This window comes from Streptomyces sp. NPDC001450 (assembly GCF_053597295.1).
Window position 1 is genome coordinate 242,954 of the sequence record NZ_JBSFHY010000007.1, and the last position, 22,385, is coordinate 265,338.

General features: G+C 71.3%; 20 protein-coding genes and 2 pseudogenes. 9 read left to right on the top strand and 13 right to left on the bottom strand.

What is annotated here, in order from left to right; all coding sequences use genetic code 11:
- Positions 1–12 precede the first annotated feature (12 nt).
- The 3 genes and pseudogenes from ACWC5O_RS10305 to ACWC5O_RS10315 form a co-directional block, all read right to left on the bottom strand.
- Positions 13–861 (bottom strand): annotated as a pseudogene (locus ACWC5O_RS10305) (alkyl hydroperoxide reductase); the annotation flags it as partial.
- 93 nt (positions 862–954) lie between these two features.
- Positions 955–1,806, bottom strand: coding sequence for a calcium-binding protein (locus tag ACWC5O_RS10310; protein WP_450581248.1), 852 nt, complete (start codon positions 1,804–1,806; stop codon positions 955–957).
- A 147-nt stretch (positions 1,807–1,953) separates the two neighbouring features.
- Positions 1,954–2,340 (bottom strand): cupin domain-containing protein, encoded by a 387-nt coding sequence (locus ACWC5O_RS10315; protein ID WP_450581249.1) that lies wholly within the window; start codon positions 2,338–2,340, stop codon positions 1,954–1,956.
- 51 nt (positions 2,341–2,391) lie between these two features.
- Between ACWC5O_RS10315 and ACWC5O_RS10320 the strand changes: the two genes are divergently transcribed.
- On the top strand, positions 2,392–3,441 hold the full coding sequence (locus ACWC5O_RS10320) for a GlxA family transcriptional regulator (RefSeq protein WP_450581250.1): 1,050 nt from the start codon (positions 2,392–2,394) through the stop codon (positions 3,439–3,441).
- Positions 3,438–3,932 carry an LURP-one-related/scramblase family protein gene (locus tag ACWC5O_RS10325; RefSeq protein WP_450581251.1) on the top strand — a complete coding sequence of 165 codons (495 nt, stop codon included), beginning with the start codon at positions 3,438–3,440 and terminating at the stop codon, positions 3,930–3,932. The genes ACWC5O_RS10320 and ACWC5O_RS10325 overlap by 4 nt, the downstream gene beginning before the upstream one ends.
- Positions 3,933–3,958: 26 nt before the next feature.
- On the opposite strand, the gene ACWC5O_RS10330 is transcribed toward ACWC5O_RS10325, so the two are convergent.
- Complete coding sequence (locus ACWC5O_RS10330) at positions 3,959–4,753, bottom strand: carbon-nitrogen family hydrolase (RefSeq protein ID WP_450581252.1); 795 nt, start codon at positions 4,751–4,753, stop codon at positions 3,959–3,961.
- Between the two features lie 181 nt (positions 4,754–4,934).
- On the opposite strand from ACWC5O_RS10330, the gene ACWC5O_RS10335 reads away from it, so the two are divergent.
- A complete protein-coding gene (locus ACWC5O_RS10335) occupies positions 4,935–5,759 on the top strand; it encodes a maleylpyruvate isomerase family mycothiol-dependent enzyme (protein ID WP_450581253.1) in 825 nt (274 codons plus the stop codon).
- A gap of 370 nt (positions 5,760–6,129) precedes the next feature.
- On the opposite strand, the gene ACWC5O_RS10340 is transcribed toward ACWC5O_RS10335, so the two are convergent.
- Together ACWC5O_RS10340 and ACWC5O_RS10345 are read right to left on the bottom strand one after the other, a co-directional pair.
- Positions 6,130–7,452 (bottom strand): MFS transporter, encoded by a 1,323-nt coding sequence (locus tag ACWC5O_RS10340; RefSeq protein ID WP_450581254.1) that lies wholly within the window; start codon positions 7,450–7,452, stop codon positions 6,130–6,132.
- Positions 7,449–8,099 (bottom strand): GntR family transcriptional regulator, encoded by a 651-nt coding sequence (locus tag ACWC5O_RS10345; RefSeq protein WP_450581255.1) that lies wholly within the window; start codon positions 8,097–8,099, stop codon positions 7,449–7,451. Before ACWC5O_RS10345 ends, ACWC5O_RS10340 begins: the two co-directional genes overlap by 4 nt.
- A gap of 188 nt (positions 8,100–8,287) precedes the next feature.
- Between ACWC5O_RS10345 and ACWC5O_RS10350 the strand changes: the two genes are divergently transcribed.
- The 3 genes from ACWC5O_RS10350 to ACWC5O_RS10360 all read left to right on the top strand — a co-directional run bounded on the left by ACWC5O_RS10350 (position 8,288) and on the right by ACWC5O_RS10360 (position 10,252).
- Entirely contained in the window at positions 8,288–9,193 is a 906-nt protein-coding gene (locus ACWC5O_RS10350) for a D-alanyl-D-alanine carboxypeptidase family protein (protein ID WP_450581256.1), read from the top strand.
- A gap of 67 nt (positions 9,194–9,260) precedes the next feature.
- Complete coding sequence (locus ACWC5O_RS10355) at positions 9,261–9,803, top strand: RNA polymerase sigma factor (RefSeq protein WP_450581257.1); 543 nt, start codon at positions 9,261–9,263, stop codon at positions 9,801–9,803.
- A complete protein-coding gene (locus ACWC5O_RS10360) occupies positions 9,800–10,252 on the top strand; it encodes a hypothetical protein (RefSeq protein ID WP_450581258.1) in 453 nt (150 codons plus the stop codon). The genes ACWC5O_RS10355 and ACWC5O_RS10360 overlap by 4 nt, the downstream gene beginning before the upstream one ends.
- Here ACWC5O_RS10360 and ACWC5O_RS10365 read toward each other — a convergent pair.
- The 3 genes from ACWC5O_RS10365 to murJ all read right to left on the bottom strand — a co-directional run bounded on the left by ACWC5O_RS10365 (position 10,249) and on the right by murJ (position 13,827).
- Complete coding sequence (locus ACWC5O_RS10365; RefSeq protein ID WP_450581259.1) at positions 10,249–11,148, bottom strand: alpha/beta fold hydrolase; 900 nt, start codon at positions 11,146–11,148, stop codon at positions 10,249–10,251. The two genes, ACWC5O_RS10360 and ACWC5O_RS10365, sit on opposite strands and share 4 nt — an antisense overlap.
- Before the next feature lie 127 nt (positions 11,149–11,275).
- Positions 11,276–12,025, bottom strand: coding sequence for a hypothetical protein (locus ACWC5O_RS10370; protein WP_450581260.1), 750 nt, complete (start codon positions 12,023–12,025; stop codon positions 11,276–11,278).
- Between the two features lie 143 nt (positions 12,026–12,168).
- A complete protein-coding gene (gene murJ / locus ACWC5O_RS10375) occupies positions 12,169–13,827 on the bottom strand; it encodes a murein biosynthesis integral membrane protein MurJ (RefSeq protein WP_386572766.1) in 1,659 nt (552 codons plus the stop codon).
- Positions 13,828–13,978: 151 nt separating this feature from the next.
- Here murJ and ACWC5O_RS10380 point away from each other — a divergent pair, with 151 nt between their 5' ends.
- Positions 13,979–14,944: a BRO-N domain-containing protein gene (locus tag ACWC5O_RS10380; protein ID WP_450581261.1), complete on the top strand. Its 966-nt coding sequence runs from the start codon at positions 13,979–13,981 to the stop codon at positions 14,942–14,944.
- A gap of 72 nt (positions 14,945–15,016) precedes the next feature.
- Here the strand turns inward: ACWC5O_RS10380 and ACWC5O_RS10385 are convergent, their stop codons facing one another.
- The 3 genes from ACWC5O_RS10385 to pdhA are packed head-to-tail and all read right to left on the bottom strand — an operon-like array spanning position 15,017 to position 18,650.
- On the bottom strand, positions 15,017–16,438 hold the full coding sequence (locus tag ACWC5O_RS10385) for a dihydrolipoamide acetyltransferase family protein (RefSeq protein ID WP_450581262.1): 1,422 nt from the start codon (positions 16,436–16,438) through the stop codon (positions 15,017–15,019).
- A gap of 11 nt (positions 16,439–16,449) precedes the next feature.
- A complete protein-coding gene (locus ACWC5O_RS10390) occupies positions 16,450–17,436 on the bottom strand; it encodes an alpha-ketoacid dehydrogenase subunit beta (protein WP_450581263.1) in 987 nt (328 codons plus the stop codon).
- Positions 17,437–17,438: 2 nt separating this feature from the next.
- Positions 17,439–18,650, bottom strand: coding sequence for a pyruvate dehydrogenase (acetyl-transferring) E1 component subunit alpha (gene pdhA / locus ACWC5O_RS10395; RefSeq protein WP_450581264.1), 1,212 nt, complete (start codon positions 18,648–18,650; stop codon positions 17,439–17,441).
- A 304-nt stretch (positions 18,651–18,954) separates the two neighbouring features.
- Between pdhA and ACWC5O_RS10400 the strand changes: the two are divergent.
- A pseudogene (locus ACWC5O_RS10400) lies at positions 18,955–19,158 on the top strand (hypothetical protein); the annotation flags it as partial.
- A gap of 178 nt (positions 19,159–19,336) precedes the next feature.
- Positions 19,337–20,380, top strand: a complete 1,044-nt coding sequence (locus tag ACWC5O_RS10405) for a phosphotransferase (RefSeq protein ID WP_450581265.1) — start codon at positions 19,337–19,339, stop codon at positions 20,378–20,380.
- A 50-nt stretch (positions 20,381–20,430) separates the two neighbouring features.
- On the opposite strand, the gene ACWC5O_RS10410 is transcribed toward ACWC5O_RS10405, so the two are convergent.
- Positions 20,431–22,050 (bottom strand): protein kinase domain-containing protein, encoded by a 1,620-nt coding sequence (locus ACWC5O_RS10410; protein WP_450581267.1) that lies wholly within the window; start codon positions 22,048–22,050, stop codon positions 20,431–20,433.
- Positions 22,051–22,385: the final 335 nt, after the last annotated feature.

Below are 22,385 nucleotides of genomic sequence, written 5' to 3' on the forward strand. Positions count from 1 at the left end.
TCCCGGGGCGGCCTCGTCCATCCCGGCCAGGACGAGCGGCAGCCGGTCCGCCCCGCCCTCGGTGAGGCGGACCGGGACGCCCCAGTCCTGCTGGTGGACGTGGCAGGCGGGGTATTCGTTCGACGGGTCGACGTCGCAGCTCGCGGCTATCGCGGAGACGTGCAGGACGCCCTCCGTGACGGCCGGGTTGAACTCCAGGGTGCGGGACAGAAGACGACGTCCAACTGGAGTTCACCGGGGGCTACTTCGGTGGCGGCGCGCCGGGTGCGAAGGGCGATGGCCTCCACCCGTACCGCCTCCTCCGGCAGCCGCAGCCTGGTCAGACGATGCCAGGCCGACTCCACGACAACGATGTCCTCGCCGACGGGCACCGCGTCGCTGGGCTCGCACAGATCCGTGGCGAGCGTGCTGACCTCACCGGTCGCCGGGTCGTAGCGGCGCAGGGCGTGGTTTGTAGGTGTCGGGACCGCGACCGAGCCGTCCGGGAGGGCGGGCGGTGACGCCCAACGGGTGCTGGAACAGGGCCCGGTCGGCAGCGCCGTCCCGGTGGCCGAAGTCGAACAGGCTCTCGCCGACGGCGGTGTGGACGTGACCGTCCAGGTCCACCCAGCGCAGCGCGGACGTCTCGGAGTCGGCGAGCCAGAGCCGGTCGGCGGTGGCCGCGAGGCCGGAGGGCTGCGCGAACCAGGCCTCGGCGCCGGGGCCGTCGACCAGGCCCTCGTTGGTGGTGCCCGCCTCCACGGCGACGGTCCGCTTGGCCGGGTCGTACGTCCACAGCTGGTGGACGCCCGCCATGGCGATCCACACCCTGCCGCCGAAGACCGCCACGTCCCAGGGGGAGGAGAGGTCGATGGGCGCGGCAGCGGGGTGCGGAGTCGGTCGTGATCCCAAGGGTGCCACCCGGCACCGACAGCGGGTGCGACGCCTGCCCTCGGCCCCCAGCCCCTCAGGTCCTCAGTCCTGGCGGATCACATCCGTGCCGGGGCCGCCGGAGAGCGTGTCGCGGCCGGGACCGCCGTACAGCTTGTCGTTCCCGCTGTTGCCGTACAGCTTGTCGTTGCCACTGTCGCCGTGCAGGACGTCGTTGCCCTTGCCGCCGTACAGGGTGTCGGCGCCCGATCCGCCGGAGATCCTGTCGTTGCCGTCGTCGCCGGACAGGTACTGGCCGTAGGCGCCGCCGCGCAGCACGTCGTTGCCCTTGCCGCCCCGCGCGATGACGAGGTCGCCGTCGGCCTGGACGGTGTCGTCGCCGTCCCCGCCGAAGGCCAGCGCCGTCGCCCCCAACGTGAGGGTGTCGTCGCCCGCGCCGCCCGAGACGTCGCTGCCGTCGAGGCGTCCGGTGTCGGTGAGCCTGTCGTTGCCGGCGCCCAGGGAGATCCGGGCGAAGTAGTACACCTGGTCGGTGGCGTTGTCGTAGGCGACCGTGTCGTCGCCGTCGCTGAGGTCCATCGTCAGGGCGGCGTACGGGTCCTGGCTCTCCTCGGTGGTGACCGTGCAGGAGACCTTCGTGTGGTCCGCGCTGTCGGGATAGGCGCAGCCGTGGCCCGCGGTGACCGGGACGACGTCGTCGATCACGTAGGTGATGCCCGCGCCGCCGCCGGTGAGCGACGCGGTGACGGTGGCCTTGTTGGTCTGGCCGGTGGCGGCCTTGTAGGCGAGCTGCCAGCCGTACTGGTTGACCGCGGCGGTGGCCGGCGCCGTCGCGGCGCCGGCGGTGCCGGACAGGGTGAGCGGTACGGCCAGGGCCGTGCCGAGGACCAGGGTGACGGCTCGTACGACCCGGCGGCGGGCGGGACGAGAGGACATGGGCGGACCTCCGAAGGAACGTGCGGAGCCTGTGCGACTTGTGCAACGTCCGACTCGGCGCCCATCCGCTTGGTTGGGCGACTTCCGCATGAGAACGGGAAGTTCAACTGCGCGACACCTCTCGTCCCGCTGGATTCCGGTGCCGGGTCAGGTGAGGGCGTGGCCGGTGGTCGCGTCCACGTGGTCCGGCACCTCGTCGTGCCGGTCGCCCACCGAGAAGGTGCCGGTGGGCTCGAAGACCAGCAGCTCGCTGGGCACGGGCGCGTACGGCTTGTGCCAGGTGCCGCGCGGGACGGTGAACACCGAGCCCTTGGGGAGGACGACCGTGCGCTCGCCGGCCGGCTCCCTGAGGGAGATGTGCAGCTCACCGTCGAGGACCAGGAAGAACTCGTCGGTGTCGTCGTGCACGTGCCAGACGTGCTCGCCCTCGACCTTGGCGACGCGGACGTCGTAGTCGTTGACCGCGGTGACGATGCGCGGGCTCCACTGCTCGGTGAAGGAGGCGAGGGCCGCCTCCAGGGAGATCGGTTCCATGCGTTCATCGTCCGGGGTGCCGGGGCGGCCGACGAGTGCTAGAAATCGCACATGCCGCAAGAATCCTCGCACCGCGTCGTTCTCGTCGTCGACGAGAACTCCAACCCGTTCGAGATGAGCTGCGCCATCGAGGTCTTCGGGCTGCCCAGGCCCGAACTGGGGAGGAAGCTGTACGACTTCCGGCTGTGCGCCACCGGGCCGCACACCCGGATGCGGGACGGCTTCTTCACGCTGACCGGGGTCGCCGGACTGGAGGCCGCCGAGGAGGCCGACACGCTGATCGTGCCGAACCGGCCCGACACCGAGGTCCCGCGCGCGGAGCACGTCCTGGACGTCGTGCGCCGGGCACACGCGCGTGGCGCCCGGCTGGTCGGCTTCTGCTCGGGCGCGTTCACGATCGCGGAGGCGGGGCTGCTGGGCGGGCGGCGGGCGGCCTGCCACTGGATGTGGGAGCAGTCCTTCCGGGCCCGCTTCCCCGAGGTGCGCCTGGAGCCGGACGTCCTCTTCGTGGACGACGGTGACATCCTCACGGCGTCGGGCAGCGCGTCGGCGCTCGACCTGGCCCTGCACGTCGTACGGCGCGACCACGGCGCCGAGATCGCCAACCACGTCTCCCGCCGTCTCGTCTTCGGCCCGCACCGGGACGGCGGCCAGCGGCAGTTCGTGGAACGCCCGCTGCCCCCCGTTCCCGACGAGTCGCTCGGCCCGCTGCTGGCCTGGGCGCAGGAGCGGCTGGGCGAGCCGCTGACGGTGGCGGACCTGGCCGCCCGCGCGGCGGTCTCCCCCGCCACCCTTCACCGCCGCTTCCGCGCCCAGCTGGGTACGACCCCGCTGGCCTGGCTCACCGGGGAGCGGGTCGCGCTCGCCTGCCGGCTGATCGAGCGGGGCGAGGAGCGCCTGGACGTCGTGGCGGCCCGCAGCGGCCTGGGTACGGCGGCCAACCTGCGGGCGCGGCTGCGCCGCGAGACGGGGCTGAGCCCGTCGGACTACCGCAAGCGCTTCGGGCCGGAGCCCGCCCCTTCTTCCGGCCCCGTTCCCCCCGGCCCCGTTCCCTCGGGTTCCGTGATGATCCCGCCGGGCCGGGGAACGGTACCCGCATGAGACTCCTCGTACGCGACCGGCTCCTCGGCATCGGTGACGACTACTGGATCGAGGACGAGCACGGCCAGAAGGTCTTCCTCGTCGACGGCAAGGCCATGCGGCTGCGGGACACCTTCGAGCTGAAGGACGCCCACGGGCGCGTCCTGATCGACATCCACCAGAAGATGTTCACCCTGCGCGACACCATGGTGATCGAACGGGACGGCGAAGGCCTGGCCACCATCAGGCGCAAACGGCTGTCCCTGCTGCGCAACCACTACCGGGTCGCGCTCGCGGACGGCACCGAGCTGGACGTCAGCGGCAAGATCCTCGACCACGAGTTCGCCATCGAGTACGACGGCGAACTCCTCGCGGTGATCTCCCGCCGCTGGCTGCACCTGAGGGACACGTACGGCGTCGACATCGTGCGCGACGACGCGGACCCGGCCCTGCTGATCGCGGTGGCGGTGTGCGTGATCCATCTGGCGCAGCGGGAGCGGGAGGACGACTAGAGCCGCCCCGGGTCCGCTTCGGGTGTTCAGCGGCGCGGCGGTTCCAGGCCCAGCATCCGGTCCTTCAGGGCCGGGAACTGTTCGCGGGTCGCCGTCACCTTCGCCGGGTCGAAGTCGACCGTGAGGATCTCCTCGCCGGCGCCCGCCTCGGCGAGCACCTCGCCCCAGGGATCCACCACGATCGAGTGACCAGCCTGGGGAACTCCGGCATGCGTCCCGGCCGTTCCACACGCGAGCACGAACGCCTGGTTCTCCACCGCCCGCGCCTGGGCCAGCAGCGTCCAGTGCGCGCGTCGCCGCTCGGGCCAGCCCGCCGGGATCACCAGCGTCTCGGCGCCGGCGTCGACGAGGGAGCGGAAGAGTTCGGGGAAACGGAGGTCGTAGCAGGTGGCCACGCCGAGGGTGGTCCCGGGCAGCCGGACCGTCACCAGGTCCCGCCCGGCGCCCATCAGCACGGCCTCGCCCTTGTCGAAACCGAAGCGATGGATCTTGCGGTAGGCCGCGGCCAGCTCACCGGAGGGGGAGAAGACGAGCGAGGTGTTGTAGAGGGGGCCGTCCGGGTCTCGCTCCGGGACGGAGCCGGCGTGCAGCCACACGCCCGCGTCGCTCGCCGCCTTGGCCATCACCTCGTACGTCGGCCCTTCGAGCGGCTCGGCCTCCGGGCCGAACTCCTCGTAGGCGAAGGCGCCGGTGGTCCACAACTCGGGCAGAACGACCAGGTCGGACCCGGCCTGTTCCCGGACCAGCCCGGCCACCCGCTGCCGCCGATCGGCAACCGATTCGCCCTCGTCTACGGCAATCTGGATCAGCGAGGCGCGCACACTACCACCGCCCTGGCATTCGAGTCGTCCACACGGGCCTACGATCGTCACACGAAAGCACTGCCGGGGTGCCTCACAGCAGCGTAACTTAGCGTCTCAAGACACCCGCCGAGTGCAGCCACCTCCCACTGGCAACGTCGCCACAACCGCCCGTGTACCAACCGCCGAGGGGTCCCGTTCCGTGAGTCTGCATCCCACCCTCCAGCCCTACGCCGACGCCTGGACCCATTCCATCGACGCGATATCCGAGTTGGTGGGCACGCTCGTGGAGGGCGAGTGGAACCGGCGGACGCCCTGCCCGGGCTGGTCGGTCCGTGACGTCGTCTCGCACGTCATCGGCCTGGACTGCGAGATGCTCGGCGACCCGCGTCCCATCCACACCCTCCCCCGTGACCTCTTCCACGTCACCAACGAGCACCAGCGCTACATGGAGATGCAGGTCGACGTCCGCCGCCACCACACGGCGCCGGAGATGACGGCCGAACTGGAGTACACGGTCATCCGCCGCAACCGCCAGCTGCGCAATGAGTCCCGCGACCCCGGCACCAAGGTGCGCGGCCCGCTGGGCACCGAGGTCACCCTCGAACAGGCGATGCGCACCCGCGCCTTCGACGTGTGGGTGCACGAGCAGGACCTGCGCACGGCCCTCGGCCGCCCCGGCAACCTCGACTCGCCGGGCGCGCACATCACCCGCGACGTCCTGCTGTCCGCGCTGCCCAAGGTGGTCGCCAAGGACGCGAACGCACCGCGCAGTTCCGCCATCGTCTTCGACGTGCACGGCCCGATCGAGTTCCTGCGCACCATCCGCGTGGACATCCAGGGCCGCGGCACCCTGGAGACCGCCCCCGCCCTGGGCCCCGCCGCCACGCTCACCCTCGACTGGGAGACGTACGTCCGCCTGGCATGCGGCCGCGTGACCCCGGAGGCGGTCGCGGACCGCCTGAAGACAGAGGGTGACCCGGACCTGACGGCGGCGATCCTGCGCAACTTCACGGTGACGCCGTAGGCCCACCGGCGGCCGGCCGATCGGTGCCGCCGCTCCGTCCCCGGGCCCCAGCCCCGGCCCCGGCCCCGGCCCCGGCCCCGGCCCGACAGCGTGCTGGACACCGGCTGCGGCTGGGGCGAGTCATGCTCCGCGTGCTCTGAGCCGTACCGCGCGTGGACTCCGCCGAGGAGCCCGCCGTGGACACCCGCCGCGGCTCGGGCACCGCGCGAGCCGCGGCGCCTGGTGACCGGCGGCGGCCGCGTACTGCTCCGCGAGGGGGTTTCTCCACTGACCGCACGACGGAAAGCCGTCGACGGCGAGCACCCCCGCAGGTTGCCCCCAGCCGCTCAGCCGACTGGAAACGGGCGGTGCGCGGGCGGGAGGAAAAAGCTCACGCAGGCACGTGCACCGTCTCCACCCGGCTCGCCACCAACCGCTCCCGCTCCCGCCGAGCCGCCCGCCCCCGCAGCCGCAGAATCTGACTGACTCCCACAGCCTGCAGCACGAACACCACCGAGAAGGCCACCGAGTAGTCGTCCCCGGTCGCGTCCAGCAGCACGCCGACCGCGAACAACGTCGTCATGGAGGCGACGAATCCACCCATGTTGGTGATCCCCGACGCTGTGCCCTGTCGCTCGGGCGGGTTGGCCGGCCGAGCGAAGTCGAAGCCCAGCATCGACGCCGGCCCGCACGCACCGAGCACCGCGCAGAGCACCACCAGCAGCCACATGGGAGCACGCTCACCGGGCCAGAGAATGGTCAGCGCCCACAGCACCGCCGTCGCCCCGACCGTGCCCAGCGCCAGCGGCAGCCGGGCCGCGTGGTGCCGGGCGACGATCTGGCCGTAGACCAGCCCGATCACCATGTTGCACAGGACCACGAGCGTCAGCAGCTCACCGGCCGTGGCCCGGGAGAGCCCCTGTGCCTGGACCAGGAACGGCAGCCCCCACAGCAGCAGGAACACCATCGCCGGGAACTGGGTCGTGAAGTGCACCCACAGACCCAGCCGGGTCCCGGGCTCCCGCCAGGCCGCCGCGATCTGCCGGCGGACGTAGGCCGCGCCCTGGTGCGGGACCGGCTCGGGCTCGTGCCCCTCGGGGTGGTCCTTCAGGAACAGCAGCGTCAGGACGAGCACGACCACACCGGCCAGCGCGCTGCCCGCGAACGCCGGGGTCCAGCCGAGGCCGTGCAGGAGCCGGGCCAGGAGCAGGGTCGAGACCAGGTTGCCCGCCATGCCGACCAGACCCGCGAGCTGCGCGACCAGCGGCCCGCGCCGGGCGGGGAACCAGCGGGTGCCGAGCCGCAGCACGCTGATGAAGGTCATCGCGTCACCGCACCCGAGCAGCGCCCGCGAGGCGAGCGCCATGCCGTAGGAGGGCGAGAAGGCGAAGCCGAGCTGGCCCGCCGTGAACAGCACCGTGCCGATGCCGAGCACCTTCTTGGTGCCGAGCCGGTCGACGAGCAGGCCCACCGGTATCTGCATGCCGGCGTAGACCAGCAGTTGGAGGATCGAGAAGGTCGACAGGGCGGAGGCGCCCACATGGAAGCGGTCGGCAGCGTCCAGCCCGGCCACGCCCAGGGACGTACGGAAGATGACGGCGACGAAGTAGACCGAGACGCCGATGGACCACACCGCGACGGCGCGGCGGCCGCCGGGGGTCCCCCCGGGCTTTTCAGGCACTGGGGGGTCACCCGGCAGGGTGGCGTTGCTCATCGGACCTCACCCCGCGCGAGGTGCGAGAACCAGCTCACGTGCCGGTGCACGATCCCGACGGCCGCCTCCGCGTCCCCGGAGCGCAGCGCCTCGAGGATCTCCTCGTGCTCGGCGAGCGTCTTGGCGATGCGGTCGGGGTGCGAGTGCATGACCGCGACGCCCATCCTGAGCTGCCGGTCGCGCAGCTGGTCGTAGAGCCGGGACAGGATCTCGTTGCCGCCGCTGCGCACGATCTCGGCGTGGAAGCAGCGGTCGGTGTTCGCCGCGGCGGCCAGGTCACCGGCCGCGGCCTGCGCCTTCTGCTGCTCCAGCAGCTCCGCCAGCCGCTCCAGCAGCGCCGGCGGGGCGGGTACGGCCTTGCGGGCCGCGTGCTCCTCGACCAGCAGCCGGGTCTCCACCACGTCGGCGATCTCCTGCGCGGAGACCGGCAGGACCAGGGCGCCCTTCTTCGGGTACAGCCTGATCAGGCCCTCCACCTCCAGCCTGAGCAGCGCCTCCCGTACAGGCGTGCGCGAGACCCCCACGGCCTCGGCCAGCTCCCCTTCGGTGAGCAGCGTCCCGCCCTCGTAGCGGCGGTCGAGGACGCCTTGCTTCACATGGCTGTAGACGCGGTCGGCGGCGGGTGGTTGCTTCGTGGGCGTGGCCATGCCCACAGGATAGATACAACACGTACGCATGCGGCAGCTCGTCCACCATGCGGACGTGACACAGATCTCCCCCAGCGGCCGCACAACCTTCTGTGCTACTTACGTGTCACACATGTGCGGCCCTGCTCCCTTGCCATGCCAACTCGGCCGCACAGTAGGGGCATTCAAGACAATCGGGGTATCTCACTTTGATTACCGGCATTAAGGGCACCCGCCGCTTCCGCAGAGCAACCGCTGTCGTCGTCACCTCCGGCGCGCTGCTCGCCACCGGTGCCTTCACCGCGACGCCCGCGCAGGCCGTCACGACGCCCTCGATCGTGGCCAAGGGCGGCTACCTCATGAACAACGCGAACAGCTCGACGTTGTTCAAGAAGGCGGCCGACACCCAGCTCCCCACCGGGTCCACCACCAAGATCATGACCGCCAAGGTCGTGCTCGCCCAGTCGAACCTCAACCTCGACGCCAAGGTGACGATCAAGAAGGAGTACAGCGACTACGTCGTCAGGAACAACGCCTCCCAGGCACACCTGATCGTCGGCGACAAGGTCACCGTCCGCCAGCTGCTCTACGGGCTGATGCTGCCGTCCGGCTGCGACGCCGCCTACGCGCTCGCCGACAAGTACGGCAGCGGCGACACCATGGCCAAGCGTGTGTCGAACTTCATCGGCAAGATGAACACCGCGGCCAAGAACCTGAGCCTGACGCACACGCACTTCGACTCGTTCGACGGCATCGGCAACGGCAACAACTACTCGACGCCGCGCGACCTGACGAAGATCGCCAGCAGCGCGATGAAGAACTCCACGTTCCGCACGGTCGTCAAGACGAAGTCGTACACGGCGAAGACGATCACCAAGACGGGCAGCACCCGCACGATGAACCCGTGGACCAACACCAACGGGCTCCTCAGCAGCTACAGCGGCACCATCGGCGTGAAGACCGGCTCCGGCCCCGAGGCCAAGTACTGCCTGGTCTTCGCCGCGACCCGGGGCGGCAAGACCGTCATCGGCACCGTCCTCGCCTCCACCTCCATCGCCCAGCGCGAGGCGGACGCGAAGAAGCTCCTCAACTACGGCTTCGCCAAGCTCGGCTGACGGCCGCTTGCGCCGACCGGGCCCGCCGCGGGATCGCGGCGGGCCCGTCGCGTAGGGTGCCCCCGTCATGGACGCACAGGGGGACACCGCCGAGCCGTGGGAGACGGCCGCCACGCTCGTCCGGGCCGCGCAGGGCGGGGACGCCCTGGCCATGGACGAGCTGCTGACGCTGGTGACGCCGTACGTGACCCGGCTGTGCCGCCCGATCGCGCCGGACGACGTGTCCGACGCCGTACAGGAGGCGCTGGTCGCGGTCTTCAAGGGCCTGCGCGGGTTGCGCGACCCGCTCGCCTTCTACGGCTGGGTGCGCACGGTCGCCGTCCGCGAGGCGGTCCGGGTCGCCCGGCGCACCGCGGTCGAGGAACCGGCCGACCCCGCCGACCTGGCCCGGCTCGGCGGACTGCGCACCGGCACCGACGGCGAACTGCCCGCCGACGTCCGGGACGTGCTCGCCCGGCTGCCGGTCCGCCACCGCGCGGTCCTGGTCCTGCGCGAGCTGGAGGGCCTGGACGAGGCCGCCGTGGCCGAACTGCTCGGGGTCCCCACGGGCACCGTCAAGTCCCGGCTGCACCGGGCCCGTTCCGCGTTCCGGAAGGCGTGGTCGCGATGAACACCGATCCCGTACGACGGCTGCGCGTACTGGCCGCCGGTCTGCACGCCGGCCTGTACACCGAGGAGCACCTCCCGCTGCCGTACGAGCAGGTCTGGGCGGTCGCCTCCGACCTCGCGGCCGAACTTCCCCGTCTGGTCCCCTTCCTGCGGGAGTTCCGCGTCCCACCGGGCGACGCGGACCGCAAGCAGGCCCTGGCCGTGGGCCGCTCCGGCCTGCGCGAGGCCTTCGAGGTACGTCTCGCCCCCGGCTGGTGCCTGATGCAGTCCCGACTGATCGTGGGCGGCATGGCGGCCGTACCGGAGGGCTCCGGAACACGCTTCGCGGTCCTCGGCGCCACCCGCCCCACCGCCCTGCGCCCGGTCCAGTGGCTCTACGGCCGGACGCTCGGCGAGCCGCGCGGGCGGGCGTTCGTCCACCGGCTCACCGAGCGGGCGGCACTGCGCTAGCGCGGCTCGGCGAACAGTTCCCTGATGCCCGCGACGACCTCCGCCGGCCGCTCCTGCGGCAGAAAGTGCCCGGCCTCCGGCACCAGCCGCACGGTCAACTCGTCGGCGTACGGCTCTGACCCGGCGAGCAGTGACGGCGGGACCACGACGTCCCGCTCCCCGCCCAGCAGCAGCGTGGGCACGGTCAGCCGGTGCCGGCGCCAGGTGCCGGCAACCAGCGCGGGGATGTCGCGCAGCACGTACTGCCAGAACAGGGACTGCGCGGCGGGCGCACTCGCGGAGGTCGCGGCCGCGTACTCGGCGAGGTCGGCGTCCGTCCACACGGCCGGGTCGGCCGCCTGGTGACGCAGCAGGAAGCGGGTGAAGCCGGGCCACTGCCGGAGCACGGCCCGCCCGAGCACCGGGTACTCGACGAACGCGGTGTACCACATCCGCCACAGGTTGGGCAGGACCGCCCGGTGCCGGGGCCAGGGGTGGGACATGTTCAGCGCCAGGTACCCGGTGAACCGCTCCGGCGCCCGCAGGCACAGCCGGAACCCCAGATGCGCGCCCCAGTTGTGACCGACCAGCCCGACCCGCCCGAGCCCGAGTGCGTCCAGCAGCGCGAGGGCGTCCTCGGCCAAGGCGTCCGTGTCGTAGCCGCGCGGGGTGGGTTCGGACCAGCCGAAGCCGCGCAGGTCCGGGCAGATCAGCCGGTACCCGTCCGGGAGCAGTGCGGCGACCTTGTGCCAGGCGTACCAGTGCTGCGGGAAGCCGTGCAGCATCAGCAGCGGGGTGCCGGTGCCGCCGTACTCGGCGAGGTGCAGCCGGGTGCCCCGGACCTCCGGCCAGCGGTGCTCGGCGCGTATGTCCTCCGGCATCGGCCGGTCGGACACCAGCACGGTGTGCGGTGCCATCCATGACCCCTCTCGGGCCGGTGCGGTCCCCCGTCGGGTCCGCGTCGCCGGGTCAGGAGGAGGGGCGGGTACGAAAGGTTCCCTCAGGGGTCCCCCTTTCTCTCTCTCGTCTCCGAGGCGGGCTGTCTCACGGGAGCTGGTCGTAGGTCTTGAAGGTGTAGGAGGCGTCGTAGGACATCAGGTTGTGGTCGGCCGCCGGCAGGCCGAGCCGTCGGTTGAGGGGCGAGGTGAGCGGTCCACAGTGCTCGGCGGCCGGAGCGGTGAAGGTGTCGTCGTACGCCGAGAACTCGATCACCGGCGGATCCTGGGAGACCCACTTGGAGGGGCCCGAGCGCTTCAGCTGGAAGTCGACGGGTGCGCTCGCGCCGATGGTGCAGCCGTGCGGCAGCAGCGGGCCTATGAGCCGGAAGCGGAGGCTGAACTGACCCGTGTAGAAGTCGGACCGGCCACCGTACTCCGGCTGTATCGCCATCCCCAGGGCCGGCGTGTGATCGCCTGCGGGGGTGCCGGTCAGCCCGCCCGGCACGGCGGTCGGCGCGCTGTGCATCGCTCCCCACACCTGCCCGTTGCTGCCGTCCGGCAGGGGACCCTCGGCGTGCGTCATGGTGATCGGGGCGAGGTTCACCGTGACCTTGCCGATGGTCAACCGCGGGGCAGCGGAGTGCACTTCGCATCTCCAGCGGGCGGGGTCGACGCCGTCCGGCAGCGGGGGACAGTCGCTGAAGTCGGTCGCGGACGGGGCGGCGGAACGGGGCGCGGAGTAGGCGACACCCGGCGCGCACACCGCTGCGGTACCGGCGAGGACGGCGGCGCCCGCGACGACGGCGACACGGCGGGCGGTGGCGGAAGCGGGGCGGCCTGCAGCGGATTTCGTCATGCGTCCAGCGTGCCGCCGCCGCCCCTCGGCCACCATCCGTGACATCCCCGGCACGACCCGGAGCCGCCCCTGATACGCCGTCAGGGTCCTGGCCAGGGCCTCTTCCGAGGCGAGTGCCTTCTCAGCCCGATGCGGATCCCGGCTCAGCCGAGTCCCGGAAGCCGCCGGAGTTCGGTGATGCGCAGCAGGCGGCCGAGGACGAGGTACGTCAGAGCCAGGGCGAGGGTGCCGACGGTCGCGGTGAGGGCCGTCACCGCCGTACCGCCGCCGCCCAGCGCCACCGCGCAGCCCCGCGCCACGGCCCAGCCCACCACCGCGGCTGCGGCACCCGCACCCAGCAGCTTGGCGTACGTGCCGCGCAGCGTGCCGTCGTCCAGGCGGCCGCCGGTCCTGCGGGCCAGCAGGCGGGCGGTGAGGGCGAGGCCGGCGAGGTAGGAGAGCGTGTAGGCGCCGGCCATGCCGGTGACCGCCCAGCGAGCGGGCAGCAGTGCGTGGCAGGCCGTGGCGAGCGCGATGTTGACGGCGCCGATCCACACGGCCATGAAGAACGGCGTACGGGTGTCCTCGAAGGCGTAGAAGCCGCGCAACAGCAGGTACTGCGCGGAGAACGGGATCAGCCCGAGCCCGAAGGCCTGCAGCATGTGCCCGAGCGGCTCGACGGAGGCCGCGTCGGCGGCACCGTGGGCGAACAGCAGCGCGGCGATCTGCGGGCCGAGCGCGGCGAACAGGAAGGCGGCGGGCACGATGGCGACTCCGCTGATCCTGAGCGCCCGGGACAGGTCGGCACGCAGGTCGGCGATCCGGCCCTCGGCGGCGGCCTTGCTCATGCGCGGCAGCAGGGCCGTGACGAGGGAGACGGTGACGACGGACTGCGGGAGCGTCCAGATGGCCTGGGCGTAGCTGTACGACGTGTAGCCCACGCCGGCCTTGGGCAGTTCCCGGTCGGCCGCGGTGGCGAAGTTGGTGACCACGGCGAGCGCGACCTGGTTGGCCAGCACGAACAGCAGCGTCCACTTGGCCGCGTGGACACCGGATCCGAGTCCGGTGCCGCGCCAGTCGAAGCGGGGCCGGAACCGGAATCCGGCGGCGCGGGCGAAGGGGATCAGCGCGAGGGCCTGTACGGCGATGCCGACGGTGGTGCCGATGCCGAGCCAGCGGACCTGGGCGGCGGTGATGTCGGCGACGGAGTGCGGCACGGTCATCAGCCCGAGATAGGCGCTGAACATGCCGATGAGGACGACGTTGTTCAGAACAGGGGTCCAGGTCATCGCACCGAACTTCTCGCGGGCGTTGAGGACCTGGCCGAGCATGGAGAAGAGCCCGTAGAAGAAGATCTGCGGCAGCAGGAACCGGGCGAAGACCACGGTGAGCCGGAAGGCCTGATGGCTGTCCGGTGTGTCCCTCATGTACAGGCCCACGACCTGCGGGGCCGCCCAGACGGCGAGCGCGGTCCCGGCGGCCAGCACGGTGAGGACGAGCGTCACCAGCCGCTGCTCGTAGGCCCGGCCGCCGTCGGAGTGCGTAGCCCGGGCACGCACCAGCTGCGGCACGAGGACGGCGTTCAGCGCGCCACCGATCAACAGGATGTACAGGCTGGTCGGCAGGGTGTTCGCCGCGTTGTACGTGCTCGCCAGCAGACCGTTGCCGAGCGCCGCGCCCTGCAGCACCTGCCGGATCAGCCCGGTCGCCCGCGACACGACGGTGGCCCCGGCCATCATCACCGAGGACCGCGCGAGCCCACCCGTCTCCCCGGCAGTCCGCCTCTTCGCATGCCGTGCTTTACTCTCCGCCCCCGTTACCATGCGGTCAATTTACGGCAGTTGGGATCACTCCCGCTCAACAGCGGTCTGCGCCAGCGGAATCAGCGATCTTCGCTCTCAATGGTGAACATCCAGGTTGCAGTTGGCATATTCGAATTCCTCCGCCCTACCTTCCGCAGCGGAGGTGGTTCACATGACCGAACCCAGCAAGCAAGCGAAGCCCGCCGGCCGGCACGAAGCGATCGACATCAGCGACTTCGTGTACGCGGCCACCGGAGCCCGGGTACGACGACTGACCATGCCGGACGGGACGCACTGGTTTCCGGCGGTGGATGTCTGTAGGGAACTCGGGCACACCAACTCGAGGAAGGCTCTCGCCGACCACGTCCCGGAAGAGCACCGAGAGATTCTCGAGACCGTAACTGGGGGTTACGGTCTCAGCATTCCCGCAGGTCGGGAGTGGCGCCGAGACATGAATCTCATCAATCTCCAGGGCCTGATCCTCCTCGTCCAGGCCTGTACGAAGGCCGCCTGCGCCCCTTTCAAGCAGTGGGTCGCCGAGGTCATCGAGACCGTGCAGCGAGAGGGTTCTTACACTCTCGAAGAGGCCGAGGTGCAGCCCGCCGAACCGGGCGCGCCCATCGCGTACGCCATGCCGGAACAGGTCGCGGAGGCCATCGTCCGGCTTGAGGCGCACAACCTTCAGCTGGACGAGGACCTTACGAACGGGCAGCGCGAATCGATCGAGCTGCAGAAGGAGATGCTGGCCATCCAGAGGGAGACGCTGGCTACGCAGAAGGCCACACTCGCCGTACAACAGGCCATGGTCCGGGCAATGGAGCGCATCGCGGACCGGTTCGACGCCCTGGCCCTCGCCCGCGCCGCCCCCACCGGTCACCCCACCACGGAGACCGTGCTGGCCGACTGGCGGCAACGGCTGTCCGTGACGGAGGACGTGTGGACGGTTGCTGTGGTGATCGCCCCGGTTCTCGTCGAGAACGGTGAGCTGCGCGAGCCGCTCGAATCGATCGCGGCCCGCACGGGTCTGCCGGTGCGCCGCGTCAACGAATGCCTCCGCCTGCTGCGCAAGCACGCCTGCATCCGTTCGCGGGGCGCGGCTGAGGACGGCGCGCCGGTGTATGTGCTGAACCAGCCCTGAGAGAGGGGGCGGCCGCAAGACAAAGTTGCGGCCGTCCCCTTCAGGCCTCAGAGGCTACAGGGCCGAGGACCCTCAGGCCCAGGTGATCAGCCGCTTCGGCTGTTCCAGGATGGCCGCGACGTCGGCGAGCACCTTGGAGCCGAGCTCGCCGTCGACCAGGCGATGGTCGAAGCTCAGGGCCAGGGTGGTGACCTGACGCGGCTTGACCTTGCCCTTGTGCACCCACGGCTGGAGCTTGATCGCGCCGACCGCGAGGATCGCGGACTCGCCGGTGTTGAGGATCGGTGTTCCGGTGTCGACACCGAAGACGCCGACGTTGGTGATGGTCACCGTGCCGCCCTGCATCGCCGCGGGGGACGTCTTGCCCTCGCGGGCGGTGCTCACCAGCTCGCCCAGGGACTCGGCCAGCTGCGGGAGCGTCTTGGCGTGGGCGTCCTTGATGTTCGGGACGATCAGACCGCGGGGGGTGGCCGCCGCGATGCCCAGGTTCACGTAGTGCTTGAGCACGATCTCCTGGTTGGGCTCGTCCCAGGACGCGTTGACGTCCGGGTTGCGCTTGATGGCGACCAGCAGGGCCTTGGCGATCAGGAGCAGCGGGTTCACCCGCAGGCCCTGGAACGCCTTGTCCTGCTTGAGCTCCTCGACCAGCTTCATCGTGCGCGTCACGTCCACCGTCACGAACTCCGTGACGTGCGGCGCCGTGAACGCGGAGCCGACCATGGCCTGCGCGGTCACCTTGCGGACGCCCTTGACCGGGATGCGGGTCTCGCGGGCGCCGTCGTACGCCACCGCGGGAGCGGTCGCGGCAGGAGCCGGCACGGCAGGTGCGGCCGCGGGGGCGGTGACCGGGGTGGCCACGGGCGGCTCGGCGGCAACGGGGGTCGCCGCCGCGTGGACGTCCTCACGGGTGATCACGCCGTCCGGGCCGGACGGGGTGATCGTGGCGAGGTCGACGCCGAGGTCCTTCGCCAGCTTGCGCACCGGCGGCTTGGCCAGCGGGCGCGGCTGGGCGGGGACGGCTGCGCCGTGCCCGTTCAGCTCGGTCTGGATGGCCTGGGCCGCGGGCGGAACCGTGACCTCGGGGCCCTTGCGCGGGCGGCGCTTGGTAGAGGTGGTCGCCACGCCGTAGCCGACCAGGACCGGCTGGCGGCCCTCCGGCTTGGGCTCCTCCGCCTTGGGCTCTGCCTTGGGCTCCGCCTTCGGCTGCTCCGCGGGAGCCTCCGCCGGTGCGCCGCCGGCCACGTCCACCGCGATGATGGCCGTGCCCACGTCCACCGTGGTGCCCTCGGGGAAGTGCAGCGCGCGGACCACCCCGTCGTAGGGGATGGGGAGTTCGACGGCCGCCTTGGCGGTCTCGACCTCGCACACCACCTGGCCGTCGGTGACCGTGTCACCCGGCTGGACGTACCACTTGAGGATCTCGGCCTCGGTGAGTCCCTCGCCCACGTCGGGCATCTTGAACTCGCGTACGGAAGCTTCCGTCATCGTCGTCACGAACCCTCTCCTCAGTACGCCAGGGCACGGTCGACGGCGTCGAGCACCCGGTCCAGACCCGGCAGGTACTCCTCCTCCAGGCGCGCCGGCGGGTACGGGGCGTGGTAGCCGCCGACCCGGAGCACCGGGGCCTCCAGGTGGTAGAAGCAGCGCTCCGTGATCCGGGCGGCGATCTCCGCGCCGGAGCCGAAGAACACCGGGGCCTCGTGCACGACGACCAGCCGGCGGGTCTTCTCGACCGAGGCCTGGATGGAGTCGAAGTCGAGGGGGCTGACCGAGCGCAGGTCCAGCACCTCCAGGGACTTGCCCTCCTCGGCGGCGGCGTTCGCGACCTCCTGGCACAGCTTCACCATCGGGCCGTAGGCGGCCAGGGTCAGGTCCGTGCCCTCACGGACGACCCGCGCCTTGTGCAGGGGGCCGGGGATCGCCTCGGTGCTGACCTCACCCTTGTCCCAGTAGCGGCGCTTGGGCTCGAAGTAGATCACCGGGTCGTCGCTCTGGATGGCCTGCTGCATCATCCAGTACGCGTCGGACGCGTTGGAGGGGCTGACCACCTTCAGGCCGGCCACGTGCGCGAACAGCGCCTCGGGGGACTCGGAGTGGTGCTCGACCGCACCGATGCCGCCGCCGTAGGGGATGCGGATGACGACCGGCATCTTGACCTTGCCCAGCGCGCGGGCGTGCATCTTCGCCAGCTGCGTGACGATCTGGTCGTAGGCCGGGAAGACGAAGCCGTCGAACTGGATCTCCACCACCGGGCGGTAGCCGCGCAGGGCCAGGCCGATGGCGGTGCCGACGATGCCCGACTCGGCGAGCGGGGTGTCGATGACGCGGCTCTCGCCGAAGTCCTTCTGCAGGCCGTCGGTGACGCGGAAGACACCGCCCAGCTTGCCGACGTCCTCGCCCATGACGAGGACCTTGGGGTCCGTCTCCAGTGCGCGGCGCAGCGATTCGTTGATCGCCTTGGCCAGCGCCATGGTCTTGGTCTCGGCTGCCATGATCAGACCCCCTCTGCCTCTACGTCCGCGAACGACGCCTGGTAGGCGGCGAACTGGGCTCGCTCCTCGTCGACGAGCGCGTGCCCGTCCGCGTACACGTTCTCGAAGATGGCGAAGTGGTCCGGGTCCGGCATGGAGCGGACCGCTTCGCGCACTCGCCTGCCCAACGCCTCGGACTCGGCCTCGAGTTCCGCGAAGAATCCCTCGTCCGCGTGGTTTGAGGCCTCGAGGAACCGGCGAAGGCGCAGGATCGGGTCCTTCGCCTCCCAGGACTGCCGCTCCTCGTCGCCCCGGTAGCGGGTCGGGTCGTCGGAGGTGGTGTGGGCACCCATGCGGTAGGTGTACGCCTCGACCAGGGTCGGGCCCTCGCCGTTGCGGGCGCGCTCCAGCGCCCACTTGGTGACCGCGAGGCAGGCCAGCACGTCGTTGCCGTCCACTCGCACACCCGGGAAGCCGAAGCCCTGCGCGCGCTGGTAGAGCGGCACACGGGTCTGCTTCTCGGTGGGCTCGGAGATGGCCCACTGGTTGTTCTGGCAGAAGAAGACCACCGGCGCGTTGTAGACCGCGGAGAAGGTGAACGACTCGGCCACGTCGCCCTGGCTGGAGGCGCCGTCGCCGAAGTAGGCGATGACGGCCGAGTCCGCGCCGTCCTTGGCCACGCCCATCGCGTAGCCGGTGGCGTGCAGCGTCTGGGAGCCGATGACGATCGTGTACAGGTGGAAGTTGTTGCTGTTCGGGTCCCAGCCGCCGTTGTTCACGCCGCGGAACATCCCGAGCAGGTTGGCCGGGTCGACCCCGCGGCACCAGGCGACGCCGTGCTCGCGGTAGGTCGGGAAGACGTAGTCGTCGTCGCGCAGGGCCCGGCCGGAGCCGATCTGGGCGGCCTCCTGGCCGAGCAACGAGGCCCACAGGCCCAGCTCGCCCTGGCGCTGCAGGGAGGTGGCCTCGGCGTCGAACCGCCGGGTGAGCACCATGTCGCGGTACAGGCCACGCAGCTCTTCGGGTGTGATCCCGGCGACGTAGGCGTCGTACTCGGCGTTCTTGACCCGCTTGCCCTCGGGCGTCAGGAGCTGCACGAGTTCCGGCTCGGTGCTCTTCTTGGTGGTGCGGGTGGTGCGCTTGGTGCCGGTGGTCCCGGTACTGGTGCCGGTGGTGCCGGCCTTGCCTGCGGCGCTGCGTCGCGGCTTGCGCGCGGCACTGCTGTCCACGGTCACGTGTGCTCCTCCGTCGGTCCGGCCCCCGGGGTTGCCGGTAGGCCAGTGCGGCTCACCTGTTCTCGACCACCGGCACGGGGTGGGTGCCACTCGGCCGGGAACAGGCGTGACAGGTGCCCCGGCGAGCGCCCTGCAACTTTCACGTTACCCAGTGCTCCACATTTCTGTGAAACCCCTCCTGACCTGCGTTTTTGCTTGGATTTCCAAGTAAATCCGCAGGGACCGGAAGGCCGCTGGTCACAGCCTTGCAGGAGGCCGGAGCAACGGCACGTTATCCCGGCCACCCCGGGCACGGGAAGAGTCAATGTGTGACACCGCCCTCACGCGCGAAGCCGGAAAAGTCCTGGTATTCCTGCTCGACGCCCCTGAGGTCGTGCGCCGCGGAGTCCACGAGATGCTCTTCGTCGAGCCGGATCGAGGTGGTCGGCGAGTCCGGTACAGCGACCGGCGCACTGCGCGGATTCCGGCCACCCGGCCCGACGTCGCGGTGCCCGGCGTATCCATGCCGAGCACCGAACAGCTCGGCCCCATCCCCTCCGTCATGGACGGCGAACCCTTCGGCCCCGCGCGCCTGACCGTCGATCCGGAGTTCGTCACGGTGCACAGCGTGACCGAAAGCGACCAGCGGCGACTGCCTGTGACAACCCCCAGCTCACGGCTTCTTTTCGTGCCCTAACATCTGGCGCGTGCCGCGCTCATGTGTACCACCCCCCGTACCCCACGCGCCCCCTCTGGGCGCCCTGCTGCGCCTGTACGCCGCCGGTACCGCCCTCACCTGCGAACCCGTCGACCAGGGCCTGCTCAACCGCGGCTACCGGCTGTGCACCACTCGCGGCCGCTACTTCCTCAAGCACCACTTCGACCCGGACACCGCCGACCCGGCGGCCATCGAACGCCGGCACCGGGCCACCCAGCGGCTGGCCGACCTCGGCGTCCCGGTCGCCCAGCCGCTCGCGCACCGCGAGGGCCGTACGGTCGCCGTCGTCGGCGGCCACGCCTACGCCCTGCACCCCTGGATCGACGGCAGGCACCGCCACGGCGGCCAGCTGACCCGCGGGGAGAGTGCACGCCTCGGGGCGCTCCTGGGCGCCGTGCACGCCTGTCTGGAGCGCGTAATGCCCCCCAAGGGTCGGACGCGCCCGGCCACGAGCCCGCATCCCGTGGAGAGCGCCGACCCGGCCGACACCTTCGCCCTCATCGACGACCTGCTCGCCCACGTCCGCCGCCACCGCCCCGCCGACGCCTTCGACGAACTGGCCCGCCACCGCCTCCTGGAGCGCCGCGCGCTCCTGGAGCAGCACACCGGCCGTCGCCCCCCGCGCGGCGGCTCGGTGGGCTGGGTGCACGGCGACTTCCACCCCTTCAACCTGCTCTACAAGGGCGACGCCCCGGCCGCCATCGTCGACTGGGACCGGCTCGGCGTGCAGCCCCGTGCCGAGGAGGCCGTACGCGCCGCCGCGATCTTCTTCGTACGGCCCGCGGGGACGCTGGACCTGCCCAAGGTACGGGCGTACGCGTGCGCGTACCGGCGCGCGGCCGGCGCCACTCCCTCGGAGCTCTCGGCGGCCGTGCACCGGGTGTGGTGGGAGCGCCTGAACGACTTCTGGATGCTGCGCTGGCACTACGAGCGCGGCGACACGCGCGCGGACTGCCAGTTCCCGGCCGCCTCGGCGCTCGCGGTGTGGTGGACCCGGGAGTACGACGCGGTGTGCGACGCCTTCGTCGAGTGAACCAGCCGTGCTTCCTCAGGGCGTCGTGGGGCGGACGCCGTCGGTGGCCTTCAGGTGGCGCCGTTGCCGGCCGTGGTGCCGGCCGTGGTGCCCGCGTCCGTGCCGCCGACCGTGGTGCCCGTGTCCGTGCCCCCGTCCGTGGTGCCGGTGTCCGTGCCGCCGACCGTGGTGCCCGTGTCCGTGCCGCCGTCCGTCGGGGTGGTCGCCGGATCCGTCGGCTCCGGCGAGGTCGGCTCGGTGGTCGGGTCGGAGGTGGCCGTGTCGGACGGGGTCGTCGAGGGCGTGTACGACGGCGTCCAGTCCGAGCCGCCGCCCGTGTTCGAGCTGTCGTCGGTGGACGTGTCCGTGGGCTGGTCGGTGGGGTCGTCGGACGGCGTCTTGGAGGCCTTGTGGTCCTTCGTGGTCTGCGAGTGGCTCGGCGTCGGATCGGTGCCCGGGCCCTTGCCGCCTCCCGTGTTGTTCATCGCGATCGCGACACCGGCCGCGATCGCGATCACCGCGAGGACGGCGAGGATCCACAGCTTGCCGCGGCCGCTGCCCCTGTTGCCGTGCCCTTCGAAGCCGCCGTCGTCGCCGTTGCCGTACCCGCCGGGCAGGATCGGCTGCGGGATCTGCGTGGTGCCGGCGCCGAACTCGCCGGGGTGCTGCATCGCGGTCGTCCCCGCGAAGCCGCCCGCCGGGGTGTGCCGGCCCTCGTGCGTCGTCACCGGGCCGGTGTTCCAGGTGCCGGTGTGGCCGCCCTGGTCGTACAGCATCTGCAGGCCGTACTGGACCATGCCGCGCATCTCTTCGGCCGTCTGGAACCGGTCGTCGGGCTCCTTGGCGAGCGAGCGCATCACCAGGCCGTCCAGCTCCGGCGGGCAGGCGTCGGCGAACTGGGACGGCGGGGTCGGGATGTCCTGTACGTGCTGGTAGACCACCGACAGCGGGGTCTCACCGGTGAACGGGGGCCTGAGCGCGAGGAGTTCGTACAGCAGGCAGCCGGTCGCGTAGAGGTCGGAGCGGTGGTCGACGGCCTTGCCGAGCGCCTGTTCGGGCGACAGGTACTGCGGGGTGCCCATGACCATGCCGGTCTGCGTCATCGTTGTCGAAGCGCCGTGCAGCGCGCGGGCGATGCCGAAGTCCATCACCTTGACGGCGCCGTTGTTGGTGATGATGACGTTGGCCGGCTTGATGTCGCGGTGCACGATGCCGTGCTGGTGCGAGTAGGCGAGCGCCTCCAGCACGCCGGAGACGATGATCAGGGCCTGCTCGGGGCCCGGCGCCTCGGCGTTCAGCAGCAGGTCGCGGATGGTGCGGCCCTCGACCAGCTCCATCACGATGTACGGCACGGACTGGCCGCCCACGTAGTCCTCGCCGGAGTCGTACACGGCGACGATCGCGTGGTGGTTGAGACCGGCCACCGACTGGGCCTCACGCGTGAAGCGGGCCTTGGACGTCGGGTCCTCGGCCAGGTCCGCGCGGAGCAGCTTGACCGCGACCGTGCGGCCCAGACGGACGTCCTCGGCGGCGAACACCTCGGCCATGCCGCCCCGGCCCAGCCGGTGGGTCAGCCGGTACCGGCCGTCGCCGACGAGCCCGCCGTTGCCCCACATCTCCGGCGTGTCTGACATGCCGCCGCCAGTCGCCTCGGGGTCGGACGGGCCCTGGGCGCTGTGCGTCTGTGCCATCGGTCCTCGCCGTCGTTTCTGCCCGCGGTGCGCGCGGTGTTGTTACGGTCTCCGTCGGCCACGCTACAGCCTTCGTGGGGGCCGCCGGTCCGGATCCGGCGCCGGGACCGGCCCGAGACTGACCGGTCATGAAACCTCTAGCACGCGCTCTCGTGCAAATTCTGTGTACTGGTCGCACGGCCGCTGTAACGCTTCCGCGACGCTTCTTTCGCGTACGGTCACGGAACGGGCACCGAGCTTGACGTGTCAGTGCCCTGGGGCAGACTTGGCCGGGAATGACACATTCGATCAAGGCTTGTTCGCTCAATGACGGCGCCGGACGGCCAGTGGGGGAC